Raw genomic sequence first — 18,643 nt, 5'->3', positions numbered from 1 at the left:
AGGCGTCGTCAATCAATATTAATTTTGATTTTCACGACACGCGATCAGTCGCGCCCGACGTTCATCAGAATGGCGTCCGAGGGCAGCATGAGATCGCTGAACGGCAGCAACGCCGCGCCCACCGCCGGTGCGTCGGCGGCCATCGCGGCACGCCGGATCGGCGCGATCGACGGCATATCGGCGGCGTGGTGGGCAAGCGCGTTCGTCAAGGCCGCGACCAGGGCATCGATCAGCGGTTCGGGCAGCCGACCTCCGACCAGCACCGCCTGTGGATTGATGAGGCAATTGATCGCGATCATCGGGTCGACCAGCATTTCGGCGGCTTCGGCAATCCACGCGTCGATGACGCTCTGCGCACGACCGTCCTCCAAGCCGAGTGCGGCAAGTGTCCCGCTTGTGCATCCGGCGTCCGACAGGCGATCGTATAAAGCGGAAAGCGACACGCGGCTTTCGATCGACTTTCCGCTCGAGGCGGGAACGCGGCTCAGAATATAGCCGACCTCCCCGCTTCTGGCGGATGCGCCACGGTAATAGCTGCCATCGATCACCAGGCCGCCGCCAAGACCTGCTCCGATCAGCAGGTAGAAGAAATTGTGGCAATTGCGGCCCGAGCCGAACTCCAGTTCGCCCAACGCCGCAGTTGCGGCATCGTTGTCGACATGCAGCGGCCAAGGCATCAGGTCCGCCAGCAAGCCTGCGACGTCGAGGTCGTTCCATACCGAATAGCCCGCGGGCTGATCATGAAAGCCGGCTTTGCTGAACGGTTCGGGCACCGCGATGCCTGCGCCGACAATCCTGTCGACGATCACGCGGGGGTCGTCGCAGCAGGTCGTTACCGCGCCGGCGACGAATGCCCGCACCTGGTCGGGAAGGGCATAGGCGATGTCCTGCGACACGCGTGCGCGGACATTTCCCGCGAGATCGAGAACGACGAAGGTCAAATGATCGCGGTCGATGTTGACGCCGATGCCGAACGCACCATCGGGGTCTATCGCCAATTGCACGGCGGGCTGCCCGCGCCCCTGTTGCAGGCGTCCGACGATCTGAACCAGGCCCGCGGCGATCAGGCGGCGGGTGATTGTGGCGATCGTCGGCGGCGTCAGACCGGTCACCGCGACCAGTTCCTGCCGGGTCGTCACGGCCCGCAAACGGATCGCCTGCAATACCACCCGCTGGTTGTAATCCGCCGCGCGTTCGAGGTTCGTACCGGACAGGCTGACCGTCAGCCGGGCGTGGCGCCGGTCGGTCATGCGCGTCGTCCCAGTCCCCGCTGGAGGAACTCGCGCATGAGCGCCGTTCTCTCTGGGCTGCTGGGTCCGAGGATACCGCGTGCATGGGCCGGCAGGTGCTCCGCGTCGGCCGCGTCGGCGTCGAACACATAATGATCGAAAAACGCCCGCCAGTTCCGGCGCTCCGCAGCCGGCCGGTTGCGGACGGCGAGCATCGCGTAGATCAACGCTTCGAAAGCGGACGCATCGTTCGGTGGACTCCACCAGTAATTGACGAGCAGGTTGAAGCGCTCGGTCGAGCGGACGTGATGCCACCACATCGTCGGCACATAGATCGCGTCGCCGGGCGCCAGCACCGCCGATCGCGCGGTTCCGACTGCCAGGGCATAGCGTGGGAAGCGGTCCAGGTCGGGCGCCAACGGGTCGACCATGCTGACGGGCTGGCCGGAAATCGTGTTTTCCAAAGGCCCGACATACAGGTTCGCGACCTGTTCGGGAGGAAACAGCGTAAAGCTGCGATGGCCCGCGGCCACGCAGGCGATGTTGTCCGCGGTGTCGTAATGCGTCGATACCGTCACCGCATTGCCGATCCACAACCTGGGGGATGTCGTCGGCGGGAGCAGCGGCATCGGGTTGTCGGCGGCGAATGTCGGGAAGTGTTCCACCGCGGATGCAGCGCCACTGTAGATTGATGGACCGGTTCCCGACGTCAGATCGCCGAGCAACATATCGGCCACGGCACGGAAAGGCGCCGTCCCGCGGTCGAAGTTGAAGCCGTTCATGTCGTCGCGGTAAAAGAATTTGCCGGCAATGGCGGGGGCGCCGACATAGGTAGACAGCGGCGTGCCCGAGTCATGCGACGCCAGATAGGCGACCAGGTCGCGCTCCGTACGCGATCCTGCGAGGGTAGCCGGCCAGTCCGCCACCAGACCGCGGAGTACCGCGGGTTCACCCATCGGTACGATCTCAGTCTCGAAAATCTGCCTCGTGACGCCGTGCCATTCGCGGACTGGTTTACCGATCGTATCCATGCGGCTGCTTTGCCTTGCTTATCCCGGAAACGAAAGGCTGGAGCGCGCGCCGCTACCACGTTCTTCGACTTCCTGCCCGGACCGTTGCGCGGTCTCGGCGCGCAGGCCAACCTCACCTATATCGACGGCGAGCAGATTGTGCCCGCGGCCGCCAATCTCGCGGGCGGGCGCAATACGGTGCCGGGCGTTTCGAAATACAGCTTCAACATCATCGGCCTGTACGAACTTGGTCCCGCAAGCGTGCGGTTGGCGTATGATTACAGGAGTGCCAACGTCGATGGCCTCGGTGCTCCCGGCGTATTCACCACGGTCTATTCGGATGCGGTAGGTCGCCTCGACCTGCCTGCAAGCTACAACGTGCACAACCATGTCACCCTGACAATGGATGCCACGAACCTGCTTCGGACGCCCGACCATAGCAAGGTGAAGTCGCGGAAATACCCTCGCGACGTTCGCTGGGAGGCGAGGCTGCTGTCTGCCGGTGTGCGCTTCCGCTTCTGGAGCAACCACAACGCGAATGAGTTTGGCGACCGGCAATAGTCTGACATAAGCAGTCGTTCGTCGGCAGGAGGACCTGCAAGGGAGAATATATGCGACATGGCCTGACCTCAGCGGCGGTGTTTGTCTTGATCGTAAGCATCGGGCCCTCGATCGCGCAGGCATTGCATCGGTCAGCCGCACCGTCACCCGCCGGTGGGCAGTCTGTTCCCGCGAGCGGGCGGGGCGGCGATGCGCCGTTCCGTGTTGCAGACGGCACGGTGCCGATCTCCGATGTTGGGGGTAGGGTCTCGCCGATGCTCGAAAGGCAACCGGCCTCGCTTCCCCCAAAGGCCGGTGTCGCGGCGGATGGCGCGGTGCCGGCAGCCGCGCCTCTCGACCTGCCCGTTGCAGCCGCACGTACATCGGGCAAGGCCGTGAAGGAGGCCTATCTTTTCGTCTACTTCACAGGGGATTCGATCGATGGCGAAAAGCTGCGGTTCGCCATATCTGACGGCAACAACGCGTTGCAGTGGCAGGATCTGAACCACGCCAAGCCGGTGTTGGAATCAACATTCGGTACGCGCGGACTGCGCGACCCCTTCATCATGCGCTCGGCGGAAGGAGATCGATTTTTCCTTCTGGCAACCGATCTCTCGACGGGGCGCACCGGGTGGGGGGGCGCCACCGACCGAGGTAGCAGCTATCTCGAAATATGGGAATCCGCCGATCTGGTGCACTGGGGCAAGCAACGCCACGTCAAGGTAAACACACCGCGTGCGGGCATGACGTGGGCACCCGAGGCGAGCTACGATCCAACGATCGGCGCGTACGTGGTGTATTGGACGTCGACTATGTTCAAGGACGCTGCCCGGACCAAGGCCGATGACAACGGACCGCAGATCCTCATGTCGACGACCCGCGATTTTCGTAGCTTCACCACGCCCGTGCCGTGGCTGAAGGCCGCCGACGTGCCCGGCCTCGTCCGAAACAAGGGAATGATCGACGCCACGGTGTTGAAGGACGGCGACGACTATTTCCGCTTCGTCAAAGGGACACAGGCACAGGGCTGCGCATCCGCTGACATCCTTGGCCAGCGCTCGACATCGCTGCGAGCGGCCGGCACCTCTGGTGAATGGTCCGTGATCGCGCGCTGTATCGGGCGGACAGCCGGCACGCCCGAAGTCGAAGGGCCGAGCGCATTCGTGGCGAATCCAGGCGATACCGGCGGTTTTCGCTATTATGTGTGGGTCGATAACTACGGCGGCGTCGGCTATATTCCGCTTGGGACAAACTCTCTTTCAGGAGATGTCCGCTGGACGTACCCAAAGAGTTTTCGGCTACCGGCCTCTCCCCGCCACGGCTCCGTACTCGCGATTACAACAGGCGAGCGCGAAGCCCTTGCCGCTCGATGGGGCGTTTCCGATGTGCCCTCCAAGGCCTCTCCGGCATCGGCTAAAACTGAAGGCGATGAATCTCGACTGATGGGCGAAGCCTGGGTCGTTCCATCCGTTGTGGCATCCGACACCAGGTTGCCGGCGCCGGCCGGCGCGCGCGTCGTTTGGGCCTCGGACTGGCCGGGTCTGCATGGGGGAGTCCTGACGAACGGTGGCGCAGAACCGGTAACGATGCACTTGACCGGGACCATCGTGAAGCCCGCAGGCGGATCGATCGTGAAGCGCTTCACGGTGCAAGTACTCGGGCGCGATATGCAACTCCTGTACGCCTATGGTCGTACGCCCACGAGCGCGCACGACGCCAATCAACCCGTCATCGCGCGCAGCGTGCATCTCGCGCTTGGGGGCGATGGAGCCGCGCCGATACCGCTCAACGAGAATTATGGCGTGATCTTCGCCAGGGGCGAGCACACCGGCGTCGATCACGTGGCACTGCGCGGTATCGTCGATCCGTCCCTGTTCTATTTTGCCGATGGAAGCCTTGGCGTCATCGGGACGCAAGTGCAGATGACAGCCACCGCGGATCCTTCGCAAACGTCCGCCGCCCTCGTCTTCAAGGCCGATCCCGTGACACCGGGAAATTTCACCGAGTTGGGCTTGGTCGATCTGCAGACGACGGGTGGGGTCGTCAAACCCATGGCGGTGTGGGACTCGTCGGCCCGCCGCTACGTCGTGGCGTGGCGGGATCGCGCCGGCGACGCGCGCTGGACGACGGTCGAGGATCTGGCTCGGACGCAGAAAATTGTCACGCCCTTCTATCCTGGCGATGGTGGCCGCGTTTCGCGGATAGTTTCGACCGGTAACGTGGGCGCGACACGGTCAGGTTTTGTCGCGACGATCTTCGGGCATGCAGCGGACAGCGCGCGTGCGAACCTTCCCGATGCCGAGGCTGCGAGCAGTCTTCCCGTCAGTGGCCAAACCGCGAACGCGCTCACGCATCGGTTCGGGCGCGTCGTCAACACGGCCGCGACGGTCGATGCACAAACAATCGCCGCAGGTGATATTGCTGCGGCGACGCGCGCCCGCGTCCGGCTGACGTACTCAGATGGATCGACCGCAACGCGCGGGGTCGACTGGGATGCCGACGACCTTCGGCGTCTGGCTCGGGCCCGCGGTGGCACGCATGCGGTTCGGGGAACCGTACGCCTGCCGGTCTACCCGTCGATCTTCGCGTATAATCGGGCGGATCCGACCATCTTTCGCTACGATCATGCCGGCATCAGCCAATATCTGTTCGTTGCCACCGACGACACCGGCAACGACAATGTCGGATCGGTTCATCTACCCCTGCGCACGGCTGACAGCATCGCCGCGCTGGCCGATGCCAATGGCGGCAGAAAGCTCGAGGTGGACCTTCTCAATCGCACCACGAGGAAAGACCGCACCGCAGAAGGGCGGGTGATCGCCGGCTGCTACTGGGCACCGGAACTGCACGAGATAGGCGGCCGGCTCAGCATCCTGTTCGCGCCGTGCTTCAATCCGGCCGACGACCAGTCGAGCGAACGGGGCGATTGGTCCACCGTCGATGCGCATGTGATGCAGCTTCGGGAAGGCGGAAATCCCAGCAATCCTGCCGACTGGTCGAAGCCCGCCGCCGTTCGCAAAAAGGATGGCTCACCGCTCGGTCGGGCGGCGTTCCAGAAGAATATCAGTCTGGATATGTCGTATTTCGAGGCCGATGGACAAGGCTATTACACTTGGTCGCAGCGATATCTATCCACGTCGGCGACGCTCGGAGATCCGTTGACCTGGATCGCCAAAGTCGATCCCGCTCATCCCGCGCGTCTGACGTCGGAACCAAGGCCCATCATCGTTCCCGATCTCTCGTTCGAGGAGAATCTGGCCGAAGGCGCTTTTGCCACTCTCCACGACGGACGCGTGACGCTGGCCTATTCAAGTTCGGGTGTCAGCCCGACCTATGTCGTCGGCGGGGTATGGGCCGACGCGCATGCCGATCTCACCGACATCGACGCTTGGCACAAATATGGCGCGCCGCTTCAAAAGAGCATGCCGATGCCGCCGGGCGTTACGGATTATCGTGCCTATGAGCAGGGACCGGGACATGGCGCGTTTACCACCGATGCGGACGGCACCATGCTCTATGTTTACCACAGCTGGGGCGACGGCGTGGGCGGCAATGGCCGTGATACACGCGTACGTCGTGTCCACTGGGCTGCAACCGGCCGGCCCATCCTCGACATGACCGCCGAAGAAGAGGTCGCGCCGCAAAATCGAGCCGTCACCATGATGGTCACGGCCACAACGCCGACCAGATGATAGGATGTCAAAACGCTTTTCCGTATCGGGCGCGATCAGCGTCCGGCGCTGCATGATCGTCGCACGACCTTCCGGGTGAGCAACACCGTCACGATCGCGCGTGGCGGTACGATCGTGCCTGCCATGCAGTTGGCAACATTTTTCGAGTTGGTGAGGGCCATCTGTGCAGGCCAGCCGCGCGGGAGATCGAGCGCGCGGGGGTTCAGTCCATCATTGACATGGACGAGCACACCTTTTTCCCGTCGGGAGAGATCGCGCCCGCCGTGTCGAGATCGTCGACCGCGATCAGTTTGTAGCCGGGTTTGATGTAACGGCTGAACTGCGCCACCGCCCAATAATTGCGCATAAGATTAATCTGATCATGCAGGTGGCGGGCAAATGCACGTCGGTTTCGATCAGCCCCCAATTCGATCCGGCTCCGGAATGCCCCGTGGTTCCGGCGGCCTGCCAGAAAGTCCAGGCGGCGGTTTGCAGCCGTTCAGGTCGAGCACTATGTGCGCGGCGAATGCGAGCGCGGACGGCATGCCTTCCAGATCCTGCGGGTCCTTGTCGAGCGGCGTATCATTCTCGCTCATCGAACATGATCTCGATACGGCTACGGCGCCTGTAGCGGCGTTTGTCGTATTTGACGGGCTCGAGCCGAGACCTCCGACCTAGGATGCGTGGCTAGATGCCCTTTGCCCGCAAGGCATCCCTGAACCAGTCGTCGTCGTAACCGCGGCCGCCGAGCAGCGATTGCGCCTCGGGCAGATCGTCGAGCAATGCGGCCGCACCGATATAGTCGCTGACCTGTCTGGCAGTCATGAAGAAGCTGAGCGGCGGGCCGGTTGCGTCGGTCACGGCATGGAGCGTCGTGTTCATGACACCTTTGGTTCGACCGATCAGGCGCCCGAGATTCCCTATTTAACTTGCAGGCTCGATGCCGTGCGGTGCGCTTTCAGATACGTCGCGTCGATCATGACGGTCTTCGGGGTCGGCAACAGCGGCAGCCAGGCCCTCCTTCATGCGGAGGAAACACCCATCTCACCCCACCGTTTCCAGCGCTTGTAGAGCGTTCCTTCGGCAGTAAGGCGCAACATATCTTATGGCGACTATCTTGAAGAGCCTCTTGCAGGTGACGACCCGGTCAAGGTGGCGGCGTTGGAAGCTTTGCGCGACGCGAGGGGCTGAACGGCGGTACTTGGACCCGTGGAAAACGTAATACATTCGTTGGGGTTCGTCATGCTGGTTGAAATAGCCAAGCAGGAACGTCACGCTCACCGATGCGAGATAGCCGGCAAGCAGCATGGAGCCGCTATAGCTGATCCGCGATACCAGCAACGCGACCGCGGCAACGCCGAATGCCGTGGAAAACGCCGGCACGATGAACGCGAATGCGCGTGCACCCGGGTAGAACGTCACCCGGCGAAAGACGAGCAAGGCCAGGACCGCGGCGGCCAGAGACGTGAGCTGCGTGTTTACCGTGCTCGGGAGGTCCAACGAGAGCGTATTGGACGCGATGAGGGGCGAGACAAGCGGCACGAAATACGATGCCAGCGCGACCATGAGAAGCGGCGTCAGCAATCGAACGCTCATGGGGTTCGTTCGCGTCGCCCTTCCATATGCACTATGCAGCAACAAATGTCACCCCATAACTGGCTAAAGCTTGATCTATGTCTGTCACGCGCGTGACAGATAAACGCGACGTTTTATCGCGGATTACGGCGTAGGACTCGCTCCAGCGCTCTATACTGATAGAGTCCGTCAATAGTTGTTATCAGCGAACAGACCGGGGCGATCAATTGATTCAAGATCGGATTTGATTGCATCGACTGTATTGACTAGATAATCACAGACCAGTTGCGGCATTTATTTTTTCGGGAATAAAGTCGGGAATTCGCTGCACCGGACGATACCAAGTCGCGTGTACCGAGGTTGTATATTAAGCCTTCACCGGACTTTTTGGTACGTCCTTGCAGGTGTTGGCAGCAGCGTAATACAGCGCGCGTATCGCCGCCTATGATGCTGCAGGATAACCTGTATCAGTATAGTCTAAGTCTTGATCGGTTTGAGGCCAGTCGGTCGGACCGATGGACGCGCCGAGGGGGCAGACGCCTGGCGCGCGCGCCGGGGCCGATATCGGCGCGCCGGCTGCGGTCCGTTCGGCAGGTTGCGCAACCGTGGCTCAGGCGCTCCGGGTTTCGATGCACATGAGCAACGCTTGTCGCAAATGGTCGATCTCGAACGGCTTTTGCAAGACGATCGTGCCCGCTTCCTCGCCGGCGAGCACGACCTGGTCGCCATAGCCCGAGGCAAAGACATACGGCACACCGTCTGTTTTGAGACGGTGCGCGAAGTCGAAGCTGACCTGGCCGGCGACGTTGATGTCGAGTACCGCCAGATCGAAGTGGTTGGCGGAGACCAGGGCGTGCGCCTCCGCGATCGTCGATGCGGTGGTCACTTTGCCCGCGCCGAGCGCGTACAGCATGTCCTCGGTTTCGAGCGCAATGATCATGCTGTCCTCGAGCAGCAGGATCGAGGTGCCGGTGATCGGGCTGGTTTCCGGCGATCCGCTATCGACATGCGGCTCGTCCGGCGCAGCGGGCTCGAACCAGATTTCCGCGTCTCCGCTACTCGCGACGACATATTTCGCGGGGATGAAAAAGTCGGCCTCGACTCCGGACAGGGAATACCGGATCTCGGCGGTTCCCTGGAGATCGAAGGGCACCGTCCGCTCGATCACGACCGACCCGAAACCCCGCCGCGTCGGCGCTTGCACGGGCGGTCCCCCCAGTTCGCGCCAGCGGATGTCGAGGCCGCCATCCGCGCGCAGGTCTAGCGCGACATGCACCACGCCTTCGGTCGACAGCGCGCCGTATTTGGCGCTGTTCGTCGCAAGCTCGTGGATCACCAGCGCCATCGTGGCAATCGCGGTCGGCTGGAGGTGGACCAGCGGGCCGTCGATCAGCAGGACGTCGTGGGCGTTGCGGCGATGCGCATTCACCTCGTCTTCGAGCAACGCGACGAGCGACGCCGGGCCCCAGGAATTGCGCGTCACATAATCGTGCGCGCGTGCCAGCGCCTGCACGCGCCCGTTGAGCGCCGTCGTGTATTCGGCGACGCTGGTCGCGCTCTGGCCGGTCCGCGCGATCAGCCCGCGGACGAGGGTCAGGATATTGCGGACCCGGTGGTTGAGTTCGGCGATCAGCAATGTGCTGCGCTCGGTCGATCGGCGGCGCTCGCCACTGGCCGCTTCGGAATAGCGCAGGATCACCTCGATGATCGCGATGCGCACGGCCTCGCCGATGCGCCGGTCCGCGTCCGAGAACGGTGACGCCTTGCCGCGCACCATCTCGGCAAACGCGGCAAAGCTCTTGCGCGGCGACAATCGCAGACCGTCCTCGGTCTTGACGACGGCCTTGGTCGGGTCGCCGCTCCACCGGACCTCCTCGAGCAGCTCGCGGCGGAACAGCATGATGTAGTCGCGCGGCGTCCGTGACACGGGAATCGCCAGCATCCCCGCAGCGCGGTCGGCGGACTGCGCCAGACCGGGATCGATCACCGCGATGGCGTTCGTGTCATAGACGCGGCTCGGCGATGTCGTGTCGAGAAAGCGGGCGATCGTCGCGATGTCGCCTTCTGGTGGCGTGCTGCCGTTGAGGGTCACCGCGCCGGGCCGAAAGACCGCCACGCCGTCGCATTGGATCATGCCGCCGACGTTATCGCGGATCCATGCCGCGTTGGTCAGCAGCGTTTCGTCGCCGGCGATCGCCATCATCATCCGGTCGCTGAGCGCACGCGCATTGCGTTCGTCGACCGCGGTGTTGCCGCGGAGCCGGCTCTCGAGCGTCATCGAATACATGAGGCCGAACAGTTCGGCGGCGGTGCGCATCACGAAGCTGGGGCAGCGCGCTTCGCTATGGTGACAGGCGATCAGGCCCCAGAGCCGGCCTTCGACGATGATCGATATCGACAGCGACGCGCCGACCCCCATGTTGGTCAGATACTCGATATGCACCGGCGATACCGCGCGCGTGACGGCGTACGTCATGTCGAGCGCCTGATCCGGCTGGCCGCGCACCGGCAACACGGGAACCGTCGGCGCCTGCACGTCGGGGATGATCCGGAACGGGTTGGCAAGGTAGAGCGCCCGGGCCTGGACCGGAATGTCCGACGCCGGATACCGCAAGCCGAGAAAGCTTTCGGTGTTCGACCGCGTCGATTCCGCGATGACGTCACCATCGCCATTGTCATCGAACCGGTAGATCATGACCCGCTCGAATCCGGTGATCGCGCGCACCTGGCGCGCGGCGTCGCGGTGGAAGTCGGTGACCGTCGTGGTGCGTCTGAGCCGCTCGATCATCGAACGCACCATCGAGGCGGCGTCAATCCGGTCCTGCGGCCGCGAGGGCTCGCCCTCGAGGATCAGCAGGTCACCGCTGAAATGCAGGCTGAGATCGAAGCGCTTCTTCGGCGTGATCAGGCCGATATCGTAGAGCCGCTCGCTCGACGTCGCCTGGAGGATCGACATCCGGTTGCGAATATCGTGCAGCGCCTGGCCGCTGACGAGCGTGTCGAGCGGTTGGCCGATCAACCGGTCTGCCGCGGTGCCGAGCATGTCGGCGGCGTTCGCCGAGGCGCGCGCGATGACCCAGTCGTTCGACAGCGCGAGCAGAAACCCGAAAGACTGGATCCGATCGAGCCGCGTTATCGGCTCGCGATCGCAGATTGTGAGATCGGGAATGCTCTGATCGATAGTGTCAGACATGATCGACGCGTCCTCACTTCCTCGATTGGCGGTATTCCAAGGCCGAACAGCCGACCCTGGCGCGGAACGCCCGCCTGAACTGTGCGCTCGTCGGAAAGCCGACTAGCCCTGCGATCGCCTCGATCCGGAGATCGGTTTGCGCCAATAGCTCGCGTGCGCGATCGACGCGCGTCGCGGTCACATGCGCGTATGGCGACGCGCCGGTCGCCATCTTGAAGGCGCGGGTGAAATGAAACCGGCTCAGTCCGCAGAGTTGCGCCAGATCGGACACGCCGATCGTTGCGGCGAGACGCGCGTCGACAAAGTCATCGACCAGTCTCAGATGCCGCCGCGACAATCCGACCCCGGTCGGGTCCGCCTGAACGCCGAAGACCTCGAGCACCGCAAGCAGGCACACGGTTTCCGCCAGCATCGTATCGACATGCGATGTCAGCAACACCGATTCGAGCCGGCCAAGTGCCGCCTGCAACGGCGGTGGCCTCAGGAACAGGAGCGGTGCCGGCGTTGCAACCGCGTAGCGACGCTCGAGCTCGTCGCTGACGAGCCCCGGCTGGAAATGGAGCGCCGTGAACGTATTGCGTCGGCGCGCAGGCGCCGCCCAGCCGTGCGCCGCATGGCCCCAGGGGATGAACGCCACCGAACGGCGCCAATCCCGCGTGCGATCCGGCGCCAGACCATCGATGGCAACCTCGCTGTCCTCGACGATCATGTCGTGGAAGGCGAGGTACTGGGAATTGCCCACACGCTTGAACGAATAGGACTCCGCACCGATCACGACGTGCTTGGCCGAGAAGCCGCGCCATTGCCGCAGCGGACGCGCCACATCGGCACCGCGACCGAACGCCAGGCTGAGGTCGTGGGCGATCTGCATCATCGTAACCGAGTCTTTATTGCGGTCCGCTGCATTCTTGCTTGGTACGGTATCCATCCGCGCGATGGAACCCAAGAAGCGATCCACTTTGCAATGCTGCGCTTACAAAGACGGGGCGACGGGCTGTAATTCGGAGTCTTCCCGGTGGCGATCTCCTGGGGCGTAGCTATCCGCTTGCGTCTCGGAGCAAGCGGACAATCTCCTATGCTTCTGTTACTGGCCGGTTGTTGCGGAGATTCGCTCGGCCGCACTCGATCGGACCCGCAAGACGGCGCGGTTGCTGGACGGCGTATGGCGGAATCTACTCCGCGACGCCCGATGCGCGTGGCGTCATTGTACGTTGAAAAGCGACCCTTTTCCTTGCGGCATGATAGGAACGGGCAGCGTCTCGCGGGCGGCGGTGCCGAAACCGCAACACGCGGTTTTGCCGATCGTGATGAAAGCGGGCGAGTCGTCGCTCTACCGGGGTACGTGCAACGCCGACTTTGACCGACACACCGAATATGGCGCCGACTTCGCCATCGAAGGGAAATGCTGCCACTATACGAAAGCCTCGCTTTACAGATGTTTGCAGTTTTTCAAGTAAAAAAACCAATACTGAACTTGAAAAACTCCGGCTATTAGCATTTTCTAAGGTAATTCTCGAATCGAGGAGGGTCCGATGGCGGAGTTCCGGCCGACTACGCCTGGCCTGAGGTCGTGACGGCGTTCGCGATAAACAGAGAATTCGCCGCGCTGGCAGACGCTATGCCGTCGCTGGTCTTCTGCGCGAATGCCAATGGCGAAGCGATCTTCTACAACAGCCGTTTTCGCGAATTTACCGGGCTGACCGATGCGTCGCTGTTGGGGAGCGCGTGGCTGTTTGCCATTCACCAGGACGATCGCGAACCTGCAGAACTGGCGTGGCGTCAGGCGATCGCGACGGGAGAGCCCTATGAAACCGAGTATCGGCTCCGGGGCGCGGACGGGAAATATTATTGGCTTCTCATCCGGTGCGTTCCGGTGCGCGCCGATCGTCGCGTGGATCATTGGATCGGGATCGGCGTGGATATCGACGATCGAAACCGGCGCGCCTTTACCGCCGAGGCCTATCTCGAACGCACGCAGGATGCGCTTGCCGGGAGTGAGGCACGCTATCGCGAAACGCAGGATGCGCTGACGGCCAGCTACGCCGAGCTCGAACAGCGGGTGATCGAACGCACGCATGAGTTGAGACAGGCCAACGCGCTGCTCCTCCAGGAGATGAACCGCCGCGAGGCGCTTCAGGCGACGCTGCTGCAAAGCCAGAAGCTCGAAGCGCTGGGTCAGCTCACGTCGAGCGTCGCGCATAACTTCAACAATGTCCTGGCCGTGATCACCGGCGGTTTCGCGCTGATCCAGAAGCGCGCCGAGGATCCTCAGATCCTCAAGCTGGCGGGTGACGGCGCCGTGGCCGCCGAACGCGGCGCACATCTGATGCAAAAGCTCATGAGCTTTGCGCGGCTGCAAAATGTCGTCGCGCGGACGATCGATCTTGCGCCCGTGTTCGTCGACCTGGCGCCGGAGCTTCGCCGTCTCGCGGGGCCGCAGATCGCCATCGTGATCGGCGATGCCCATCGCATGCCCGCCGTGAGGATCGACCCCGGGCAGTTGGAAACCGCGCTCGCGAACCTGCTCGTCAACGCGCGCGATGCGATGCGGGAGGGGGGCCCGCTGCGTATCGATTTTGAGGAAATTGGCGGGCGCGACCCGCGCAAGCCGCGCGAACTCGGCGAGATGGCCTGCGTCGCGATCCACGTGGTCGACGCGGGGTCCGGAATGCCTGCACCGGTGCTGCAGCGTGCGCTCGAGCCCTTTTTCACGACCAAGGCGCCGGACAAGGGAGCCGGCCTTGGCCTCGCCATGGTCCATGGCCTGATGATGCAATCGGGTGGTGCCTTGCGCTTGGCAAGCGTCGTCGGGCGCGGCACGACGGTGTCGCTGTATCTGCCCGTCGCGGCATCGGCGGTGACGCAGGAGCCCGACGCCGCCGCGGTCGAGTTGCGGTCGCACGGCGGCGGACGTGTGTTGCTGGTCGAGGACGACGATCTGGTCCGAAGCATCGTCGCCGATCAGCTCGTCGACCTGGGGTACAGCGTGGTCCCTGCGGTCAGTGCGACCGATGCCATGGCAAAGGTGCACGACGGCGAGCCGCTCGCGTTCATCGTGATCGACTATTGCGTTGCCGGGTCGGGCGCTGTGAAATTCATCGCCAGCGCGCGCGGGGTGCGGCCCAATCTGCCGATTCTGTTCATTAGCGGCCAGTTCAATCTCACCGGCGTCGCGCACGAAGCCGTGCTGCTCAAGCCATTTCTCCCCGAGCAACTGTCAAAGGCCGTGCTGGATATGGTCGAACGGTCACAACGCCTCGACGCGCGTGATGCGTCGCTCGATAGCATGGCCGCGCGGTTCAAGTCCGCTGTCCTCAACCGCGTGCTCACGCAGTGGCGAGGCGAGCGATCGGGCGAGACGTTGCCGGCGCTAAACCGCGTGCCGATCACGCGTGACGAACGGGATTTCGTCGCCGAGGTCGTGGTCGATCAGACGTACGTGCCGATGACCTTCGAACTGGTACAGGTCGGCGCAGAACTTAGCCGGCGGGCCGAAACCGATTTCACGTGGTGGCGGATCGATGGCACCGGCGACGATAGCGAGATGACGCAGGAAGGGGCGTATCGGCGCTGCGTGCGATCGCGAAAGCCCACCTATGACTTTGCGCGTTTCGACTTCGGATCGGATGACACCTCCTTTTTCGAACGGCTTTTGCTCCCCTGTTCCGAAGACGGAGCCGAAGTCACAAGTTTGATCGCCGTCGTCAATTTTGACGAGACCGATCCTGCAGAGGGGCAATAGGCCATGAGCGTCCGCTTCGATCAACCGGACCTCGCACGGGCTGTCGAGCGGCTCGAGGTCAAGGAGATCGATGTGCTGCCCTTTGGCGCGATCCGGCTCGATCCCAAGGGGGCGGTCGTTCTGTTCAGCGAAGCCGAGGCGCGCCTCTCCGGTTTTGGTGCACGCCCCCGGATCGGCCTGAACTTCTTCACCCAGATTGCCCCCTGCATGAACACCGAGAGTTTTCGATCCGCCGCCGAACGCGCGGTCAGTGCGGGTACGTTCAATGCCGAGTTCACGCATATCGGCGATTTCGACGACCGCGACCGCGAACTTACGGTGAAGATCCAGTCGGCCAGCGATGGTGGGATGTGGATTTTCCTGCGGCGGGAAAGCTAGAGCCGCGATGCAGTCCGTAGCGGACGGAAATCTGGGCTTCACGGCCGCGCCCTTCGATCGAGGGACAGCACTGGCAAATCCCTGCTGTCCTTGGTCCGTTGCACCCGCGGCCTCGGTATCGCCGTCGAGCATATCGGCGTGACGGTAGATTGGCCCGATGATCGCATAGGCCAAGCCGTGCGCCAGTGTGCCTGGCACGTGCCGCTGCGATATCCATCTTATTGGGTGGCCGATGAGAGAGGGGCGAGCCGAACTTTGGCTTGCGGCATCCGGGCCTGGGGTCTCGAAACCTTGCAAAACCATGCGACTAGCCGCGGCGAATCCTCCGGTGTCGATCATTGCAGGAACGCGGGGTGGCGGGTAGCGCTGGGGCGTAACCGATAGGACGATGCTGTGATGCTTACCAAGCGCGCGTTTGTAGGACTGCTGATGGCGGGCACGACGCTGCCGCTGATCCGGCCCGTGATCGCCAGCGCGGCGACCGGTCCCGCCAATGACGATGCGCGGCTCCTGCGCTTTCTCGACGCCGCGTTCGATGCCAGTGTCGCGCTCAGTCCCGAGACGCAGACCAGCCTCGGCCTGAAGACCAACTATGACAGGCTCGACGATTATACCGACGCTGCCGCGCGGCGCGCGCAGGCGTTGGCGGATGCGCAACTCGCCGACCTGCACCGCAGTTTCGCGGTCGATCGGCTCGGCCCCGACGCGCGGCTGAGCTACCGCCTGTTCGAGGCACAGGTCGCCACGGACCGGCGTCAATTCGCGTTCCGCGACTATGTCTTTCCGGTGTCGACGAATGGCAGCCCGGCGGGTAATATTCCGGTGTTCCTCATCAACCAGCACAGCATCGCCACGGTGGCCGATGCGCAGGCGTACGTGGCGCGGGTGCGCGATTCGCTGCGTGTCATGCGGGAGGTCGCCGCCACCATGCGGAAGCAGGCGGCCAAGGGCATCGTGCCGCCAAAGATGGTGTTCGCGCCCGCGCGTGGCGATGCGCGCCAGGTGATCACCGGTGCGCCGTTCGATAGCGGCGCGGACAGCAGCCTGCTCACCGATTTCAAGGCGAAGGTCGGCAAGCTGGCCGTGACAGACGCCGTCAAGACCGCGCTGATCGGGGATGTCGTCGCGGCGCTGAAAGGCCCGTTCCGGCAAGGCTTCGACCTGCTCTTTGCCGCGCTCGACGAGATCGAGCCGCTCGCCAAGGGCAATGACGGCGCCTGGAGTTTGCCGGGCGGCGACGCCTATTATCAGGCGCGCCTGGCCTATTACACCACGACCGATATGACGGCGGAGCAGATCCATCAGCTTGGGCTCGATCAGGTGCGGTCGATCCACGCCGAAATGACCGCGGTCATGACGCGGGCGGGCTTTGCCGGATCGTTGCAGGACCTGTTCACCGCGCTGCGATCCGATCCGAAGTTCAAATATCCGAACACCGATGCCGGCCGCCAACTCTACCTCGCCGATGCGCGTGCCGCGATCGCGCAGACGATGGCCGCCGCGCCGCGCTTCTTTCGTCGCCTGCCAAAGGCCCCGCTCGAGGTCAGGGCGGTCGAGACCTGGCGGCAGGAAACCGCCGCGGTCGCGTTTTACGACCAGCCCGCGCCCAATGGCTCGCGGCCGGGCATCTTCTACGTCAATCTCGCGGACATGACGCAAGTGCAGAAGACGCAGGTCGAGGGGATCGCGCATCACGAAGGCGCGCCGGGGCATCACTTCCAGATCGCCCGCGCGCAGGAGCTGACCGGCGTGCCCAAGTTCCGCCGCTTCGGCTATTATGGCGCGTACACGGAGGGTTGGGGCTTGTACTCGGAACGGCTCGCCAAGGAGATGGGCGCGTATCGCGATCCCTATTCGGAACTCGGGATGCTGGCGCTTCAGGTGTGGCGCGCGTGCCGGCTGGTGCTCGACACGGGGATGCATGCCAAGCGCTGGAGCCGCGATCGGGCGATCGCCTATTTCACGCAGAACGCGCCGCTCTCGGCGCGCGACGTGGTCAAGGAGGTCGATCGCTACATCAACAACCCCGGCCAGGCGACGAGCTATATGGTCGGGCAGCAGCGGATAGCGGCGCTCCGGCGCAAGGCGGAAGCCGCACTGGGCGCGCGCTTCGACATCCGCGACTTCCACGAGGTCGTGCTGGCGCATGGCGCGCTGCCGCTCGGCGTGCTGGCCGAACAGGTCGATGCGTGGATCGCCGCGGCCTGAGACTGCGGTCGCGTGGCGGATCCGGCACGCCAATGTCTGAAAAACTCCGGGACCAAGCGGCGGCGGCGGGTGGCACGAGAGATGCCCGACGCCACCGCCCGGTCGCCCGAACCGACGATCAGCTGACCGGCACCCCGCCGGTCACCGCGATCACCGCGCCTGTCATGTAGCTCCCCTCGGCAGACGCCAGGAGGACATAGGCCGGGGCGAGTTCGGCGGGCTGACCGGCCCGACCCAGCGGCGTATCCTGGCCGAGCTTCTCTAGTTCCTCCGTCGACTTGGCGATCGGTTGGATCGGGGTCCAGATCGGGCCGGGTGCCACGGCGTTGACGCGGATGCCCTTGGCGATCAGCAGATTGGACAATCCGACCGTCAGGCTGGAGATCGCGCCCTTGGTTGCCGCGTAGACGATCATGCTCTTGGTCGCGACCTTGGCCTGCTCGCTGGTCGTGTTGATGATCGCGGCACCGGGCTTCATGTGCGGCGCCGCGGCCTTGGCGAGACGGATCATCGCGAACACGTTGGCGGCAAACGCGGCCTGCATCTCGTCGTCGTCGATGCTGTCCAGCTCTTGGTTCATGGTCTGCTGCGCGGCGTTGTTGACCAAGATGTCGAGCCCGCCGAGGTCTGCCACCGTGCGGGCCACCAGCGCGGCGCAGTGATCGCGGTCGCGAATGTCGCCGGGCATCAAAATGCAGCGCCGCCCCGCCTTTTCGACCCAGGCCTGCGTATCCTCGGCATCCGCCTGCTCGACCGCGAGATAGGAGATCGCGACGTCCGCGCCCTCCCGCGCATAAGCTATTGCGACCGCCTTGCCGATGCCCGAGTCACCGCCGGTGATGAGCGCCACCTTGCCCTCGAGCAGACGCTTGCCGACATAGCTGTCCTCGCCATGGTCGGGTTTGGTCTTCATGTTCGCGACGAGCCCAGGACTTGGCTGCTGCGGTTCGCCTGGAAAGCTGGTCGGGTGGGTGTTGCGGGGATTTACCGTCATGAAGCGTGTCCTACTGGTTTGCTGATCGAACAATTCGACGACCGTTAAGTGCCGCTCGTTTCGACATAAGGCCCGACGGCAACGACCCGCGCATGTCGATCCG

General features: G+C 63.7%; 13 protein-coding genes and 1 pseudogene. 5 read left to right on the top strand and 9 right to left on the bottom strand.

Going from position 1 to position 18,643, the window contains the following annotated elements:
• Positions 1 to 44: 44 nt before the first annotated feature.
• Positions 45 to 1,250, bottom strand: coding sequence for an ROK family transcriptional regulator (locus ASF00_RS04295; RefSeq protein ID WP_055874550.1), 1,206 nt, complete (start codon positions 1,248 to 1,250; stop codon positions 45 to 47).
• Positions 1,247 to 2,260 carry a cupin-like domain-containing protein gene (locus ASF00_RS04290; protein ID WP_082463206.1) on the bottom strand — a complete coding sequence of 338 codons (1,014 nt, stop codon included), beginning with the start codon at positions 2,258 to 2,260 and terminating at the stop codon, positions 1,247 to 1,249. Before ASF00_RS04290 ends, ASF00_RS04295 begins: the two co-directional genes overlap by 4 nt.
• Between ASF00_RS04290 and ASF00_RS04285 the strand changes: the two genes are divergently transcribed.
• Positions 2,225 to 2,800 (top strand): TonB-dependent receptor, encoded by a 576-nt coding sequence (locus ASF00_RS04285; protein ID WP_156348154.1) that lies wholly within the window; start codon positions 2,225 to 2,227, stop codon positions 2,798 to 2,800. The two genes, ASF00_RS04290 and ASF00_RS04285, sit on opposite strands and share 36 nt — an antisense overlap.
• A gap of 50 nt (positions 2,801 to 2,850) precedes the next feature.
• Positions 2,851 to 6,471 carry a family 43 glycosylhydrolase gene (locus ASF00_RS04280; protein ID WP_082463205.1) on the top strand — a complete coding sequence of 1,207 codons (3,621 nt, stop codon included), beginning with the start codon at positions 2,851 to 2,853 and terminating at the stop codon, positions 6,469 to 6,471.
• Positions 6,472 to 6,673: 202 nt separating this feature from the next.
• Here ASF00_RS04280 and ASF00_RS18690 read toward each other — a convergent pair whose 3' ends face one another.
• The 6 genes and pseudogenes from ASF00_RS18690 to ASF00_RS04260 form a co-directional block, all read right to left on the bottom strand.
• Entirely contained in the window at positions 6,674 to 6,817 is a 144-nt protein-coding gene (locus ASF00_RS18690) for a hypothetical protein (protein ID WP_162233553.1), read from the bottom strand.
• Between the two features lie 49 nt (positions 6,818 to 6,866).
• Positions 6,867 to 7,046 carry a hypothetical protein gene (locus ASF00_RS18230; RefSeq protein ID WP_156348153.1) on the bottom strand — a complete coding sequence of 60 codons (180 nt, stop codon included), beginning with the start codon at positions 7,044 to 7,046 and terminating at the stop codon, positions 6,867 to 6,869.
• A gap of 1 nt (position 7,047) precedes the next feature.
• Positions 7,048 to 7,526, bottom strand: a pseudogene (locus ASF00_RS17830) (IS5 family transposase); the annotation flags it as partial.
• Positions 7,495 to 8,046 (bottom strand): hypothetical protein, encoded by a 552-nt coding sequence (locus ASF00_RS04270; RefSeq protein ID WP_055874542.1) that lies wholly within the window; start codon positions 8,044 to 8,046, stop codon positions 7,495 to 7,497. The pseudogene ASF00_RS17830 and the gene ASF00_RS04270, both read right to left, overlap by 32 nt.
• Positions 8,047 to 8,635: 589 nt before the next feature.
• The gene (locus ASF00_RS04265; protein WP_055874539.1) at positions 8,636 to 11,218 is read right to left on the bottom strand and encodes an HWE histidine kinase domain-containing protein; all 2,583 of its coding nucleotides are present in this window, start codon (positions 11,216 to 11,218) and stop codon (positions 8,636 to 8,638) included.
• Positions 11,219 to 11,231: 13 nt separating this feature from the next.
• Positions 11,232 to 12,092, bottom strand: a complete 861-nt coding sequence (locus ASF00_RS04260; RefSeq protein WP_162233552.1) for a helix-turn-helix domain-containing protein — start codon at positions 12,090 to 12,092, stop codon at positions 11,232 to 11,234.
• Positions 12,093 to 12,788: 696 nt separating this feature from the next.
• Between ASF00_RS04260 and ASF00_RS04250 the strand changes: the two genes are divergently transcribed.
• From ASF00_RS04250 to ASF00_RS04240, 3 genes are all read left to right on the top strand, one after another.
• The gene (locus ASF00_RS04250) at positions 12,789 to 14,960 is read left to right on the top strand and encodes a PAS domain-containing hybrid sensor histidine kinase/response regulator (protein ID WP_268795084.1); all 2,172 of its coding nucleotides are present in this window, start codon (positions 12,789 to 12,791) and stop codon (positions 14,958 to 14,960) included.
• 3 nt (positions 14,961 to 14,963) lie between these two features.
• Positions 14,964 to 15,338: a hypothetical protein gene (locus ASF00_RS04245; RefSeq protein ID WP_055874525.1), complete on the top strand. Its 375-nt coding sequence runs from the start codon at positions 14,964 to 14,966 to the stop codon at positions 15,336 to 15,338.
• A gap of 396 nt (positions 15,339 to 15,734) precedes the next feature.
• Positions 15,735 to 17,546: a DUF885 domain-containing protein gene (locus ASF00_RS04240; RefSeq protein WP_055874522.1), complete on the top strand. Its 1,812-nt coding sequence runs from the start codon at positions 15,735 to 15,737 to the stop codon at positions 17,544 to 17,546.
• 118 nt (positions 17,547 to 17,664) lie between these two features.
• Here the strand turns inward: ASF00_RS04240 and ASF00_RS04235 are convergent, their stop codons facing one another.
• Entirely contained in the window at positions 17,665 to 18,540 is an 876-nt protein-coding gene (locus ASF00_RS04235) for an SDR family oxidoreductase (RefSeq protein ID WP_055874519.1), read from the bottom strand.
• Positions 18,541 to 18,643 lie beyond the last annotated feature (103 nt).

It is taken from the genome of Sphingomonas sp. Leaf34 (genome assembly GCF_001421805.1).
In the GTDB taxonomy this organism is placed as follows: domain Bacteria; phylum Pseudomonadota; class Alphaproteobacteria; order Sphingomonadales; family Sphingomonadaceae; genus Sphingomonas.
This window is presented reverse-complemented; position numbering and strand designations above follow the sequence as displayed.

Coding starts and splice junctions, on each gene's coding strand:
- ASF00_RS04295 (WP_055874550.1), bottom strand. CDS start 1,250: ATGACCGACCGGCGCCACGCCCGGCTGACGGTCAGCCTGTCCGGTACG.
- ASF00_RS04290 (WP_082463206.1), bottom strand. CDS start 2,260: ATGGATACGATCGGTAAACCAGTCCGCGAATGGCACGGCGTCACGAGG.
- ASF00_RS04280 (WP_082463205.1), top strand. CDS start 2,851: ATGCGACATGGCCTGACCTCAGCGGCGGTGTTTGTCTTGATCGTAAGC.
- ASF00_RS18690 (WP_162233553.1), bottom strand. CDS start 6,817: ATGCGCAATTATTGGGCGGTGGCGCAGTTCAGCCGTTACATCAAACCC.
- ASF00_RS18230 (WP_156348153.1), bottom strand. CDS start 7,046: ATGAGCGAGAATGATACGCCGCTCGACAAGGACCCGCAGGATCTGGAA.
- ASF00_RS04270 (WP_055874542.1), bottom strand. CDS start 8,046: ATGAGCGTTCGATTGCTGACGCCGCTTCTCATGGTCGCGCTGGCATCG.
- ASF00_RS04265 (WP_055874539.1), bottom strand. CDS start 11,218: ATGTCTGACACTATCGATCAGAGCATTCCCGATCTCACAATCTGCGAT.
- ASF00_RS04260 (WP_162233552.1), bottom strand. CDS start 12,092: ATGATGCAGATCGCCCACGACCTCAGCCTGGCGTTCGGTCGCGGTGCC.
- ASF00_RS04245 (WP_055874525.1), top strand. CDS start 14,964: ATGAGCGTCCGCTTCGATCAACCGGACCTCGCACGGGCTGTCGAGCGG.
- ASF00_RS04240 (WP_055874522.1), top strand. CDS start 15,735: ATGCTTACCAAGCGCGCGTTTGTAGGACTGCTGATGGCGGGCACGACG.
- ASF00_RS04235 (WP_055874519.1), bottom strand. CDS start 18,540: ATGACGGTAAATCCCCGCAACACCCACCCGACCAGCTTTCCAGGCGAA.